This window comes from Cohnella faecalis (assembly GCF_003570905.1).
Classification (GTDB): domain Bacteria; phylum Bacillota; class Bacilli; order Paenibacillales; family Paenibacillaceae; genus Cohnella; species Cohnella faecalis.
In genome coordinates this window covers 615,845-629,069 of record NZ_QXJM01000039.1, presented here as the reverse complement: position 1 = coordinate 629,069, position 13,225 = coordinate 615,845, and the positions used below count along the sequence as shown (strand labels likewise).

The following is a 13,225-nucleotide window of genomic DNA, read 5'->3' as shown; positions in this document are numbered from 1 at the left end:
ATGACGGGCTATTGTTGTTTCGAGGAGATGATTGCGATATACTAACTAAATAGAACATTTGTTCCCATTTTGTATATTCGCTCAGCTCCGGGAGGCTTCCGCTTTCGATGAACCCGATTCGATATGAACCGCTTGTTCCGCGCACGCTGTTGAATGCCGTGAAAGCTCCGTCCATGCCGTTCGACTGGTCGATCAATCCGTACCGCGGGTGCCAGCACGGATGCAGCTTCTGTTATGCTCGCAGCACCCATTCGTTCCTTGGAGAAAGTGCGGACGATGCGTTTCGAAGCCATATTTATTGGAAGAAGGATGCTTCGGCTATTCTGCGCTCCCAATTGCGGCGCATGGAGAAGGGAAAGAGCGGACTGCCTTCCCACGTTGCGATCGGGACGGCGACCGATCCTTACCAGCAGCTTGAAGGCCGGGAGATGCTGACCCGAGGCTGCTTGGAGACGTTGGCCGAATTCGGCGTTCCCGTCAGCATTACGACTCGCTCGCCTCTCGTGCTTAGAGATCTTGACGTATTAAGAAAGCTGCCCGGCTGTTCGGTCAATGTTAGCGTCCATACGTTGGACCCCATCGTCTGGCGCACTTTCGAGCCGTCCACCCCTTCGCCCAAGCTACGCTTGGACACCGTCCGCCGGTTGAACGAGGCCGGAATCGCCGCGAATGTTTTTATGGCCCCTATATTGCCGTATATTACGGACGACGACGCTTCCACGGAAGCGATCATCGACGGGTGCGCTCGCTCGGGAGCGCAATCTGTCATGCCTTCTTTTCTTCGCTTATCGACGCCTGAAGTGAAAGCTTGGTTTTTCTCGACGTTGGATCGAGCTTACCCTCGCCTGACCGCCGATTACGGAGCGCTGTATTGGCGTTCTTCAAGCGCCTCCGACGAATACAAGCTTCCCGTTCGGGAACGAATCCGCAAACAGCTTGCCGATTACGGCCTTTCTTCCTTTGAGAAGGTCCCGCAGCCAAAAGCCGCCAACACGATCCATGCCGCTCCTCCGTCCGCCTGTAGCGCCGAGGCCGCTCCCGTTCAACTAACGTTATTTTAAGGTGCGTCGATGCGGCGTTGCTTGGGCAACACCCTCGCCTGTGTCCGAATGCTATTCGGCTTTTTTTGCGCTATACCGGTATCTTCCTTATAATGTGAAAAAAAAGAACCGGAGGATTGCCCATGACTACGCTGTTCCGCGAAACTTTGAGTACTTCCAGGCGCGACGAAATGATAGACATTACGAGACAAGTCGCTTTGACCGTATCGCGCCACGGGATGACGGAAGGGATCGCCCTTATTTATTGCCCTCACACGACTGCTGGAATAGCCATTAACGAGAATGCCGATCCGGACGTGAAGCATGACGTGCTTATGCGTTTGGACGAAGTATACCCTTGGAACCACCCGAAATATCGCCACGCGGAAGGAAATACAGCATCGCACCTGAAGGCGATTACGACCGGCACCTCCCAGGCCGTCATCGTAGCGGAAGGACGCTTGGCGCTCGGCCGATGGCAAGGCATCTACTTCTGCGAGTTCGATGGCCCCCGCCAGCGCGAGTTTTTCGTGAAGCTAATGGAAGGCTGAGCCGTTGGAGATTTGGTCCGGGCGGAGTTGTGACCGTTCGCGGCACATTTCCAGCTCCGAGCGGCCGGGTGAGCCGTGTTGTGACCATTCGCGGCACATTTCCAGCTCCGAGCGTCCGGGTGAGCCGTGCTGTGACCATTCGCGACACAACTCCAGCTCCGAGCGTCCGGGTGGGTGGAGTTGTGACCATTCGCGGCACATTTCCGGCTCCGAGCGTCCGACTGGGCCATGTTGTGACCATTCGCGACACATTTCCGGCTCCAAGCGTCCGACTGGGCAGAGTTGTGACCATTCGCGGCACATTTCCGGCTCTGAGCGTCCGGGTGAGCCGTGTTGTGACGATTTGCATCACAGCTCCGGCTCCGAGCGGCCGACTGGGCAGAGTTGTGACCATTCGCAGCACATTTCCGGCGCGGAGCCGCTCGGCTAGGCGGAGTTGTGACGATTTGCATCACAGCTCCGGCTCCGAGCGTCCGACTGGGCAGAGTTGTGACCGTTCGCGGCACATTTCCGGCTTCGGGCCTCCGTTTCGGATGAGTTGTGATCATTTGCGGCACATCTCCGGCTCCGGACCTCCGTTTAGGCGGACGCAGAGCAAAGAAGGGCTATTCCCCCGAGTCTTCTGACCTGGGGGAATAGCCCTTCTTCGCTTATTAGAGTTAGTTCGATACTGTGTTGATTAAGGGAGCGGCGTCGAGCTCTACCGACTGTTCGGCATCATTGTCTTCGAACCAGCGTCCGACTCCTACAAGCGATGGCCCCAGCCGCTCTTCTTCCGGATAAAGGACTCGCACGACCTTCTCCTCGAACAACGCTTCCGCCGTTACTTTGCCGACGGCGACCGCGACTACGCCGTCTTCGAAAGCTCGCAGCAGCAGCTCATCTTGCCCAGTCTCGCGAGCGCGGTGAAACACGCATCGCGCTTGAACGGTACTCGTGAAAACGACGGCATTCAAGCTTCCCGCTATACAGCGAGAAATCAACTCGTCAAGCGGCCCCGTATCCGGCATGACGTGAATATAAGGCATAAGCTCTACGCACTCCGCTCCAGCCTCCCGCAGACGGACGGATATTTTCGGCGAAGGGTCCCCGTACAGCTGGAGCGCTATTCGGGCTCCTTCCAGCGGGAATTCGGCCAACTCCCGGTATACGCCGTCCGTCGTTCCGTCGTCGGCTTTGACGGTTGGCGCGATATCAAGCTTGCGCAATGCGTTGACCGTCTTGTACCCGCGAGCGGCGATCCTCGTAGATGACATAACCGCCAGCAATTCGCTGCGGAGCCCTAGTTCCTCCGCCTTGTTAACGAGAGCTTCGGTGCCGATCCCGGTCGTCAGCACAAGCCAATCGACCGGCTTCACGGTCAGCTCTCGAATTTGCTCTTCCAGCATCCGATCGTCCGAGTAGACCGTTCCTTGAGCCGGATAAATAAAGGGCTGTCCGCCCATCTTAACGACCATTCTCGTAAATTCCTCCGCGCAGCGCGGCCCCGTAACGGCGATATGCTTCCCATCGAGCTTCCCCATTCGTATCGCCCGTCCCTTCCGATGTAAGTCATACTGATTGTACCTTTTTTGGCCGTTCTAGAAAACACTTATGTTAGGTTTCATTCCATTGGAGGCTTCTCAACAAGCGACGCCTGCGCTTTCGAATCGGCGCCTCCGGAAGCCGGCTTTGGCGGCTTGGCGGTCAAAGCATCGAACGCTTTCCGCAAATCATCGTTTTCGATAATTTGCTGCCAAGGATCTTTTGCGAGGTTAAGAGTCTTCTCGATCCGTCCGAGCAACGCCGCGCGAGCGTCCGGATCCGCGAGCGATTCTTTGATCTGCCCAATACCGACGCGCTGAAGCCACTCGGACGTCCGCTCGTTCCAACTGCCCGTCTCCCGGTAATACTGCAAATACGCGCCTGTCCATTCCAGCACTTCATCCTCCGTCTTCACCCTCACGAGCAGGTCGGCGGCGCGAATTCTCGTCCCCCCGTTACCCCCGACATAAATTTCCCACCCTCCGTCTATAGCGACAACGCCCAAATCCTTGATCGTCGCTTCCGCGCAATTCCTCGGACAGCCGGAGACGGCAAGCTTCACCTTGGCCGGCGTATTCAACCGCTCGAACTTCTTCTCCATAGCAATGCCCATTCCGATCGCATCCTGCGTACCGAACCGGCAGAACGTATTGCCTACGCATGTCTTGACGGTACGCAGCGCCTTCCCGTACGCATAACCGGAAGGCATGTCGAGATCCTTCCACATCGCCGGCAAATCTTCCTTTTTCACGCCAAGCAGATCGATTCTTTGTCCGCCCGTTATTTTCACGAGAGGCACCTCGTATTTTTCCGCCACGTCGGCAATTCGCTTCAGCTCTTCCGGAGTCGTCACGCCGCCGTATATTCGGGGAACGACCGAGAAGGTTCCATCCTTCTGGATATTCGCGTGATTGCGTTCGTTCACGAAGCGGCTCTCGAGCTCGTCTTCATGCTCCTCGGGAAATAACATACCAAGATAATAATTCAACGCAGGGCGGCACTTGGAGCAGCCTTCCGGATTCGCCCATTCGAGGACGTGCATCGCTTCCTTGGTCGTCGTCAGCTTCATTCGCGCGATCGCCTCGACGACTTCGTCCCGGGATAATGTCGTGCAGCCGCAAATGCCCTCTTTTGCGTCCACCACGCTATCCGCGCCGAGAGTCGAAATCAGAATAGCTTCCACGAGGGGCTTGCAGCCTCCACAAGAGCCGGACGCTTTCGTGCAAGCTTTGATTTCACCGATGCTTACACAGCCTTTTTCCCGAATCGCCTCGACGATCGTATCCTTCGCGACGCCGTTGCAGCCGCACACGATTTCGTTGCCGCTCATTTCCGCTATGAGGTCAACTGGCGAGCTCGGTTTACCGATTCCTCCGCCGGAAGCGCCGAACAGCACCTCTCGCTCGCGCCCCGCGAAATTTTCTCCTCCCCGGATTAGAGAGAACAGCTTCGAGCTTTCCGAAGTATCTCCGAGCAAAACCGCCCCGACGACTTTTCCATCCTGAAAAACAACCTTCTTGTATATGCCCTCCACATCGTCCTGAACGCGCAACGATTTCGTACCAGGGTCGTCTCCGAACCGCCCCGCCGAAAAGACGTTCGCCCCGGAAACCTTCAGCTTCGTCGAAAGCACGGACCCGGCATAGCCGGACGTTTCCGCGCCGGCGAGCTTTTTGGAAAGAACGGCCCCCTGCTCATACAACGGGGCGACGAGTCCGTATACGACACCTCTATGCTCCGCGCATTCTCCCAGCGAATAGATTCCCGGCACGCTAGTCTGCATGTAATCGTCGACGACGATGCCTCGGTTCACTTCGATGCCGCTGCTTTTGGCAAGCTGGACATTAGGTTTGATTCCAACCGCCATTACGATCAGGTCGGCGTCGACACGCGTGCCGTCCTTGAAGCTGAGACCCGTCACGCGTTTTTTCCCTAGAATCGCATCCGATTGCTTTTCAAGCAGGAATTTCATCCCTTGCCGCTCCAATTCCGCCTGGAGCATCTTGGAGCCGGTCCGGTCCAACTGGCGTTCCATCAAACAATCGAAAATATGCACCACATTAACGTCCATCTTCAGATTGAGCAGCCCGCGAGCGGCTTCGAGCCCGAGCAGACCTCCTCCGATGACGACCGCCTTCTTATATTCACGGGCCGCTTCGATCATCGTATGGCAGTCTTCTATGTTCCGAAAGGCGATAACGCCTTCCTTGTCCGCTCCCGGAAGCGGCAGCATGAAGGGCAGAGAGCCCGTCGCCAGCACCAGTTCGTCATAAGGAACGACTACGCCTCTATCCGTTCGGACCGTTCTGCCAAAAGTATCGATATGCGTAACCGAATGACCGGCGTAAAAAGCAATTCCATTGTCCGTGTACCAATTCCAATCGTTCAACACGATTTCATCCAGCTTGGCATCTCCCGCCAATACGGAGGACAGCAGAATACGATTATAGTTCGGATGCGGCTCCGCTCCGATTATCGTCAGCTCGAACTTGTTCGGATTCAACTTGAGCAGCTGCTCCATGAACGCCACTCCAGCCATGCCGTTCCCAACCATGACCAGCTTACGCCTCATTCCGAATTCCTCCTCTTCTGAACGCAAAAAGCCTATTTCAACCGCGCCAAACTAGCGGTGAAACAGGCTTCGTCGCCGGAGAGACCGCACTCCGTTGTGCGCGTCCATTCATCCTGCCCTATAGATGTAGTATAAGAAAAAACTCTTGATCATGTCAACAAATTTAACATATAATCAAGTTCGCGTAATACTAAAAGTAGGTTATCGACATAACGCTGGAATTCATGTTATATTATATTACGCAAATGGCACTTTTACCATTTCGTTCTGCGCCTTCGCGCGCCGCCCGTCAAGTCAAGGGGAGGAAATCCCATGTATAAACCATTGGTTTGGCTAGAAGAGGGGCTCGACCCCGCCCCGGTCAACAAGCTTGCGCAAGCGTGCGCGGCCCTCACTTGCGTCCGATCCGAGAATGAGCTCAAATCCTCCGTCGCCTCCGCATCCGCCGTTATTCTCCACGTGTCTTACAGCAAGCTTCGCGATCGGCAAATTACCGTCATAGGACTTCGCCGCATGCCGATTCTTTGGCTTTGCGCGGAACCTCGTACTCCGATGGAATTAGAGTCGGGCTATTCTCTTGACGGCATATTGTATCCCAGCATGACCGGCCGCGAGATCGAATGGGCTCTTAAGTGGGGAACTCGCGCTTTTCAAGAGAGAAGACGGTGGCTTGAGGAGAAGGAACAGCTTCTTCAGCGGCTCGAAGAACGGAAGTGGGTCGATCAAGCCAAAGGAATCCTTTGCGAAATCAAAGGTATATCGGAGTCCGAGGCATACGACTTTCTGCGAAAACAGGCGATGAACGAGCGCAAACGGATCGGAGAAGTCGCCGCGTCGATCGTCAAAGTATACCAGCTCATCCATGGCTGACAGATTTGATGTTAATTTAGTTGACACAACATTCACTTCGAACATATAATGGCGATAGCAACCTCGATCGAGGCGGCGGGTTCCGGCGATGAAGCCGGGAACGCCACCTGAAATCACGTTCGCCCGAATAAGCACGCAACGGTTCACGGCACAAGGGAGTGCCCGAGCCTGGCAACGAAGCCGGCAGCTGTCGATTTATTCGACTGCTCCGGCTTTTCTTATGTCCGTAAAAACGGTTTCATAGCTACAATACCAAAGGGAGAGATGTTCAATGGCCGGAAAAGGATTCTTGCAAGCGGGACACAAGCCTTCGCTATTCAGCGCCTTCGCTTACTTCGACGTCAGCTTCATGATTTGGGTGCTGCTCGGACCGCTGTCCATTATCATTATGAAAGATTTCGACTTGAGCGCGGCCCAAAAAGCGAATCTGGTCGCCCTCCCGATTCTGGGAGGCTCCATTCTGCGTCTCGTATTAGGCTTCCTGACCGACCGCATCGGACCGAAACGGACAGCCCAGCTCGGAATGCTTATTACATTCATTCCGCTCATTTGGGGATGGCAGTTCGCCCACACCCTGAGCAGCCTGCATTATGTAGGCCTTCTGCTCGGCGTCGCCGGAGCGAGCTTCTCCGTCGCTCTCCCGCTGGCCAGCCGCTGGTACCCGCCGCAATATCAAGGGCTTGCCATGGGCATCGCCGGAGCCGGCAATAGCGGTACGGTATTCACCACGCTGTTCGCCAACCGGATCGCCACCTACTACGGAGATTGGCATGTCGTGTTCGGATTTGCTCTCATACCGATCGCCGTCGTATTCGTTGTTTTCTCCTTGCTTGCCAAGGACAGTCCTAATCAACCGGCTCCGGCCAAGCTCATCGACTACGGCCGAGTAATCGCCAAGCGCGACACATGGATTTTCAACCTGCTCTACAGCGTCACGTTCGGCGGCTTTGTCGGCATGTCGAGCTACTTGCCGATTTTCTTCAATACGCAATACGATCTTTCCCCAATTCAAGCGGGCAATTTCACTACCTTATGCGTCATTGCAGGCAGCTTCTTCCGACCTGTAGGTGGCTGGCTGGCCGATAAGCTCGGCGGAATCCGCATGCTGCTCTTGCTGTACGCTGGAGTCGCCGTCCTGCTCGCATTCATCTCCACCCTGCCTTCGCTAACCTTGATCACCGTCCTTCTATTCGCCATGATGATGCTGCTCGGCATGGGCAACGGCTCGGTGTTCCAACTGGTTCCTCAACGGTTCAGCAAGCAGATCGGTCTCGTAACCGGAATCGTCGGCGCGGCCGGCGGTCTTGGCGGCTACTTCCTGCCGAAAATTCTCGGCAACGTGAAGCAAGCGACAGACAGCTACTCGACCGGCTTCCTGATCTTGGCCGGAATCGCCGTCTTGTGCATCATCGCCATCCTGGCCGTTCAGAAGAGCTGGAAATCTTCCTTCGTCGGCGAAGGCGGGCGCGCAAACGCCATCGTCCCGAAAGAGCTGTCCGCGTAAACAAGCTCAAGTCCCGCTCGGACGCCAATTTCCCGAAACAAACCCGATGAACAGTCCTCCCCCTTCCCGCATAAGCTGTAGGGACAGCAGCCCATTCGGGAAGGGGACGCTATATTGAACGGTCAAACGGTAATGCTGCCTATCCACGTTAAGAAGATAACCGCCGGAAGCCACGTCAAGGTTAACATTCCGATCGTCGTCGGAGGCACGACCCCCAAGGCGCGGCAAGCGATGAACAAAGCTATTGAGAACAAGTCGACCGAGCTGATGAAGCAGCAAGGCTTTCCCAGCGAGGATATCCAGGAGATGGACGGCACGTTCGAGATCAAGACGAACGAGCGCGGCGTCCTGAGCCTGTCGCTGCTCAATTATGTTTTCACCGGAGGCGCGCACGGCAATACGATCCAGAAATCGTTGACGTTCGATGCGGACACCGGCCGCAGCTATAAGTTGAGCGAGCTGTTCAAGCCCGACAGCAACTACAAGCAAAAGCTTAATGCCATTATCGAGGCGCAAATCAAAGCACGCGAGCTGCCTTTGCTCGTGCCTTACCCCGGCATATCCGACGATCAGGATTATTACATTGCCGACAAATCGCTAGTCATTTATTTTCAGCTGTACGAAATCGTCCCTTATGCATGGGGCTTCCCTTATTTCCCGATCTCGGTATTCGAAATCAAGGATATTATCGACGAGAACGGACCGCTCGGCGAAATGATGTATTAAGCCGACGCTCCGGCAGCGAATATAAAAAAAGCCATCGACTCGCGATGGCTTTTTTATACGGGTCGGCAGGAATCTCGAACGCTTAGTCGATACGCCTTTGCCGTCACACAATCATTTCTTCTTGCCGGCATCGATGTCCTCCGGCTTCAGCCCCGCCCAGACATTCGGCACGCTCACGCTGTCCGGATCGTCAAAAACGAGAAACGCGCTGGGCAAATACCGTTCTCCATATTGTGATGATGGCTTGTTGACGACTTCGCCTTGCCCGTTCACAAGCACCGTAGAGGAGCCTCCATCGAGATTGGCCGCTATGACCGCTCCGTGAGCAAGCATGATTTCCTGCGCATCGTAGAGAGTAGCTCCGATACTATAGCCCGGCTGCCGCCCATCGATCATCAGGAACAGAATCGCCCCGTCCTCCCTCTGCCCCATTACGGTCCGAGGCGCGATTCCCCAACCCTGCTCCTTGCTCGGAATGAGCCCTTTGCCGTTCACGATAATGCGCGGGGAAAAACTGACTGCCTCCGATATGCCCAGATCGAGCAGCTCCTGTATGCCGTAACGTCCGGCGAGCATCTTGCCGTCTTTGTCGATTCCGACGATTTGCGTACTCTTCGCTTTGCCGAGGCCGTTGTAATAGATTTGTCCATGACTAATGACAAGCCCGATCGGCTTGAAGCCGTTGCCTTTCCAATTCGGATCGGCGAACCCGCCCGCATTGACGCCCGCGATCGCTCCGGTTCGCTTCACCATGCTCGAAACCTTCTCGCCCTTGTCAGCTTTTATCGGCACGACCAGTCGGATTTTTTTCGGATCGCGAACCGTCAGCAAATAGCCATGATAGCCTGCTCCGTCGATTTCTTCAACGGACGTCAGCGGCGCGTTCTCATTTCCCAAGCCTCCTGCTTCTTCGCCTGTCCCCGAACCCGGATCGGGAGCGATCGTATGAAGATCCCTCTCTTCACCCATTTGATCAAACCGTTGCACGTAGAGCGCTACTCGTTCCTTTAATCCTTTTTCGCCAATAATATATTTCGCCCAATGACGATGCTGAGTCGTTATCAGGGAATCGGCCATCATATAGCGGAACTCATTGCCTGACGGAGTCAGAAAAAACCACACGGCAAATACGGCTGTTCCCAGCAGCCCGGTCCAGAAGCCCGCTTTTGCAAGCGTCCACACAAACGATTTTCGTCGGCGCCTCGTCTGGCGGCTTCTGCTCGTTCTGCTGCCGACCGGCGACGAGGCCGGCTGTCCGCTGCGAGCGGCGGACGGCGTTGGGTTTGTATTCGGCGGGATGGCGTCCACACTCCTCTCTATTGCTGCCTCACATTTGACGTATGGCAAAGTTATCATGTTGCAAGACAAAAGTACATTCGCCAAAAGTTCTATGCATCCGACAGATTGCATCGACATCATTTCCCAGGAAATGACCAGTGCAGGCAAGCCTGAGGGCGTTTTCTGGTATAATGTAGCTTAATCGTTTCACACAACGCACCCGCCATTGGAGGTCATTGCATTGACAAACGCCGATTATTCGAACTATTCCATCGCCGTCGAGACGGACGGCTTTCCGATCTACCGCCTAACCGACCGCTCGACCGATTCCCTCGTGTCCGTATGCCCCGAGCGCGGAGCCATCGTAATCGGCTGCCGACTGAACGGCCAAGAGCTCTTCTATCTTGACCGAGCCACGTTCCTCGATCCGCAAGCCAACATCCGTGGCGGCAATCCTGTCCTCTTCCCGATCTGCGGACAGCTTATCGGCGGGCAATACGAATGGGAAGGCCAGACGTACGGCATGAAAAACCACGGCGTGGCGCGAATCAATCCTTGGGAGGTCGAAGCCTCGGGCGCGACGGAGGATTCCGCATACGTCACGGTAGTTCTTCGCAGCGACGAAAAGACGCTGAGCGCGTACCCTTTCGATTTCGAGCTTCGCTTCACCTACCGGCTTAAGAACGGCGTATTGTCCATCGAGCAAAATTATTCGAATTTGTCGGACAAGCCTATGCCTATGGTTGCTGGCTTTCACCCCTACTTCGCGGCGGAGGGCAAAAACCTCCCTTACGCAACGGACGCGACGAAATATCTCGACTACAACGACAACGTCGTGAAGCCGCTTGCCGATACGGTCGATTTGAACGGCCTGGTCGAGTCTGTTGCGCTGCTAGACCCGGTCAAGCCGGAAATCTCCTTTCCTCTAAATGGCGAACGGCGAGTTCGGCTATCTTACAGCGAGCAGTTCCGCAACGTCGTTCTCTGGTCCGTCGAGGGCAAGCCGTTCGTATGCGTCGAGCCTTGGACTGCGCTCAACGAAGCTCTGAACAGCAAGGAAGGCTTGCTGCTGGTCGGGCCGGGCGAGTCGCTTGCTCTGGAGCTTAGCTTTGCTTGCGAAGCGAACGACTGAACAACTGGACATTCTAACGCATGAGGCTGTTTATTCGCTCCTGAGACGAGCGGATGGGCAGCCTTTTTTCCTGCTCGTTCAGCGTTTCTTCAGCAGGCTTTCATCTTCTTTTCAGAGAGCTCTGCTAATGTTAAGAACAAGCAAAAGGAGGTGCGGGCAATGAAAGCCAATATCCAACGAGCTCTTCGAAAATGGCTCATCGGAGCGGGATGTACGCTGTCGGTCGCATTGTTATTTCAGTACGCACGGACGTCGGACACCTATCAGGCATCGGTAAATACCGAAACAAGCGGGTATACGCAGAACGATACACCGGCCGCCAATAACGACACAGGCTCTTCGCTAGGCAGGAATGGATGGCGAGAGCGCGCGGGGCAGCGCGAAGACTCCGGCTCTTCGCTCGATGATCGATCCGACTCGTCGTCCGGCGACAGCTTTGGCTTCCGCTCGCAAACGCGGGCGTCATGACCGGTCTCGGCATTGAAAAAGTCGTTCAAACCGACCGATTTCGCGCCATGAACACCGATGTTGACACAGCCTTGCTCGTGGATCGGTACGATGAGCGGCCGTTCCTCGAAGTCCGGCAACAATTCGCCAGCTCGGAAAATCGATTCAGTCGGTTTAATCCGGACAGCGAGCTTAGCCGCTTGAACGGAAGGCACGGCCGACCTTGCCGAATATCGGCCGAAATGGCGGCGATTCTCCAAGCGGCTGCGGCGTATCGCAAGTTAACCGGCGGCATATTCGATCCGGCGATTCTGCCCGAGCTCTCGAGCGCCGGCTACAACGTCAGCTTTGAGAAGATGACGGAGAGGACAGAGCTGCCGAAACCGGACGAAAAAGCTCGCCCGATGGAGCTCCGCGGCTGGCAGCTGTTCCCGCGCGCAGGTCTCGTTCGCCTCCGCCGCGGAACCAGACTGGACTTGGGCGGAATCGCGAAGGGCTGGACGGTCGACCGGGTATCCGAAGGATTAATCGGCCGACGCATTCGCGCCGGGCAGCTAAACGCCGGAGGAGATTTGCGCGTCTGGTCGGAGCCGGGCTTGCCGGCTTGGGAGATCGAAGCGGCGCTTCCCGACGGATTCGCATCGAACGCGCCTTCGTTCCGGTTTGCTTTGCGCAACGGAGCCGCCGCTACTTCCAGCACACTTCGGCGCCAATGGGCAACGCCCGGAGGAAATCGGCATCACTTAATCGATCCTCGCTCCGGCCTTCCTGCCGCCAGCGACACCGTGCAGTGCACCGTCGTCGGAACGACGGCAGCGGAGGCCGAAATAGCTGCCAAGACGGTGCTTTTGCTAGGTAGCGAGGATGGACTCCGCTGGTTGGAACGAACTTTTCCCCTATGCGATGCGCTTTTGTACAAACAAGACGGAACGGCTATCGGCGTATTCGGAAAACACGGTGACGCCGAGTGGAAAGAAGGAGGAGGTATCCTATGACGGATTGGCTGATGCAGCTGCCTACCTGGGTCATTACGCGCGTGGCGGGATTGTCCGCTTTCTATTTGTTGACGATAGGCGTCGTCTCGGGCATTTTTTGCGGATCGCCTGGCATTAAAGGCGTCTGGAAAGCGCGAATCTTTCGATTTCATTCCTGGACGCAAGGCTTCGGCCTCATCGTTGCTATAGCGCATGTCATTGTCCTTGCCATAGACCGCTACGCGAAATTCGATTGGATTACGTTGATCATCCCTTTCTCCGCTCCGCAGCATCGGCTAGAATACGGGCTCGGCTCTCTCGCTATGTATGGCCTGCTCGCCATTCTGTTAACGTCCGATTTCCGCGGACTCCTCGCCAATCGCATTTGGAAAACAATCCACATGACCGCATATCCCGTCTTTTTTCTGGCGCTCATTCACGGGCTTTTTTCCGGTACGGACAGCGCGAAGCCTCTCGTCTTCTGGAGCTACGCAGCCGCGGCCCTGCTCGTCGTAGCAGCCACCGTCATTCGGGCGTTAACCGAAATGAATAAGACGCGCGAAAAAAGAGCCGCCCCCATTCGGAGGCAGCCCCTTCCCTAATCCGA

12 protein-coding genes are annotated in these 13,225 nt (G+C 55.8%); 9 read left to right on the top strand and 3 right to left on the bottom strand.

Annotated elements, in window-relative coordinates; genetic code table 11:
- Positions 1–107: 107 nt before the first annotated feature.
- Both D3H35_RS15815 and D3H35_RS15810 read left to right on the top strand, forming a co-directional pair.
- Positions 108–1,061 (top strand): SPL family radical SAM protein, encoded by a 954-nt coding sequence (locus D3H35_RS15815; protein WP_119150240.1) that lies wholly within the window; start codon positions 108–110, stop codon positions 1,059–1,061.
- 122 nt (positions 1,062–1,183) lie between these two features.
- The gene (locus D3H35_RS15810; RefSeq protein ID WP_119150239.1) at positions 1,184–1,591 is read left to right on the top strand and encodes a secondary thiamine-phosphate synthase enzyme YjbQ; all 408 of its coding nucleotides are present in this window, start codon (positions 1,184–1,186) and stop codon (positions 1,589–1,591) included.
- Between the two features lie 659 nt (positions 1,592–2,250).
- Here D3H35_RS15810 and D3H35_RS15805 read toward each other — a convergent pair.
- Positions 2,251–3,114 carry a uroporphyrinogen-III synthase gene (locus D3H35_RS15805; RefSeq protein WP_119150238.1) on the bottom strand — a complete coding sequence of 288 codons (864 nt, stop codon included), beginning with the start codon at positions 3,112–3,114 and terminating at the stop codon, positions 2,251–2,253.
- 80 nt (positions 3,115–3,194) lie between these two features.
- The gene (gene nirB / locus D3H35_RS15800) at positions 3,195–5,687 is read right to left on the bottom strand and encodes a nitrite reductase large subunit NirB (RefSeq protein ID WP_119150237.1); all 2,493 of its coding nucleotides are present in this window, start codon (positions 5,685–5,687) and stop codon (positions 3,195–3,197) included.
- Positions 5,688–5,999: 312 nt separating this feature from the next.
- Between nirB and D3H35_RS15795 the strand changes: the two genes are divergently transcribed.
- The 3 genes from D3H35_RS15795 (at position 6,000) to D3H35_RS15785 (ending at position 8,787) form a co-directional block, all read left to right on the top strand.
- On the top strand, positions 6,000–6,557 hold the full coding sequence (locus D3H35_RS15795; RefSeq protein ID WP_119150236.1) for an ANTAR domain-containing response regulator: 558 nt from the start codon (positions 6,000–6,002) through the stop codon (positions 6,555–6,557).
- A gap of 271 nt (positions 6,558–6,828) precedes the next feature.
- Entirely contained in the window at positions 6,829–8,061 is a 1,233-nt protein-coding gene (locus tag D3H35_RS15790; RefSeq protein WP_119150235.1) for a nitrate/nitrite transporter, read from the top strand.
- Positions 8,062–8,175: 114 nt separating this feature from the next.
- Complete coding sequence (locus tag D3H35_RS15785; RefSeq protein WP_119150234.1) at positions 8,176–8,787, top strand: DUF3298 and DUF4163 domain-containing protein; 612 nt, start codon at positions 8,176–8,178, stop codon at positions 8,785–8,787.
- Positions 8,788–8,898: 111 nt separating this feature from the next.
- On the opposite strand, the gene D3H35_RS15780 is transcribed toward D3H35_RS15785, so the two are convergent.
- The gene (locus D3H35_RS15780) at positions 8,899–10,095 is read right to left on the bottom strand and encodes a phosphodiester glycosidase family protein (RefSeq protein WP_378124670.1); all 1,197 of its coding nucleotides are present in this window, start codon (positions 10,093–10,095) and stop codon (positions 8,899–8,901) included.
- A 211-nt stretch (positions 10,096–10,306) separates the two neighbouring features.
- Between D3H35_RS15780 and D3H35_RS15775 the strand changes: the two genes are divergently transcribed.
- The 4 genes from D3H35_RS15775 to D3H35_RS15760 all read left to right on the top strand — a co-directional run bounded on the left by D3H35_RS15775 (position 10,307) and on the right by D3H35_RS15760 (position 13,220).
- Complete coding sequence (locus D3H35_RS15775) at positions 10,307–11,197, top strand: aldose epimerase family protein (protein WP_119150233.1); 891 nt, start codon at positions 10,307–10,309, stop codon at positions 11,195–11,197.
- A 159-nt stretch (positions 11,198–11,356) separates the two neighbouring features.
- The gene (locus D3H35_RS15770) at positions 11,357–11,665 is read left to right on the top strand and encodes a hypothetical protein (RefSeq protein WP_119150232.1); all 309 of its coding nucleotides are present in this window, start codon (positions 11,357–11,359) and stop codon (positions 11,663–11,665) included.
- Positions 11,662–12,639, top strand: a complete 978-nt coding sequence (locus D3H35_RS15765) for an FAD:protein FMN transferase (protein WP_119150231.1) — start codon at positions 11,662–11,664, stop codon at positions 12,637–12,639. The genes D3H35_RS15770 and D3H35_RS15765 overlap by 4 nt, the downstream gene beginning before the upstream one ends.
- Positions 12,636–13,220, top strand: coding sequence for a ferric reductase-like transmembrane domain-containing protein (locus D3H35_RS15760; RefSeq protein WP_119150230.1), 585 nt, complete (start codon positions 12,636–12,638; stop codon positions 13,218–13,220). Before D3H35_RS15765 ends, D3H35_RS15760 begins: the two co-directional genes overlap by 4 nt.
- Positions 13,221–13,225 lie beyond the last annotated feature (5 nt).

What these genes read in the sequence shown, in the direction of transcription:
- D3H35_RS15815 (WP_119150240.1), top strand. Translation starts at nt 108, where the DNA reads ATGAACCCGATTCGATATGAACCGCTTGTTCCGCGCACGCTGTTGAAT.
- D3H35_RS15810 (WP_119150239.1), top strand. Translation starts at nt 1,184, where the DNA reads ATGACTACGCTGTTCCGCGAAACTTTGAGTACTTCCAGGCGCGACGAA.
- D3H35_RS15805 (WP_119150238.1), bottom strand. Translation starts at nt 3,114, where the DNA reads ATGGGGAAGCTCGATGGGAAGCATATCGCCGTTACGGGGCCGCGCTGC.
- nirB (WP_119150237.1), bottom strand. Translation starts at nt 5,687, where the DNA reads ATGAGGCGTAAGCTGGTCATGGTTGGGAACGGCATGGCTGGAGTGGCG.
- D3H35_RS15795 (WP_119150236.1), top strand. Translation starts at nt 6,000, where the DNA reads ATGTATAAACCATTGGTTTGGCTAGAAGAGGGGCTCGACCCCGCCCCG.
- D3H35_RS15790 (WP_119150235.1), top strand. Translation starts at nt 6,829, where the DNA reads ATGGCCGGAAAAGGATTCTTGCAAGCGGGACACAAGCCTTCGCTATTC.
- D3H35_RS15770 (WP_119150232.1), top strand. Translation starts at nt 11,357, where the DNA reads ATGAAAGCCAATATCCAACGAGCTCTTCGAAAATGGCTCATCGGAGCG.
- D3H35_RS15765 (WP_119150231.1), top strand. Translation starts at nt 11,662, where the DNA reads ATGACCGGTCTCGGCATTGAAAAAGTCGTTCAAACCGACCGATTTCGC.
- D3H35_RS15760 (WP_119150230.1), top strand. Translation starts at nt 12,636, where the DNA reads ATGACGGATTGGCTGATGCAGCTGCCTACCTGGGTCATTACGCGCGTG.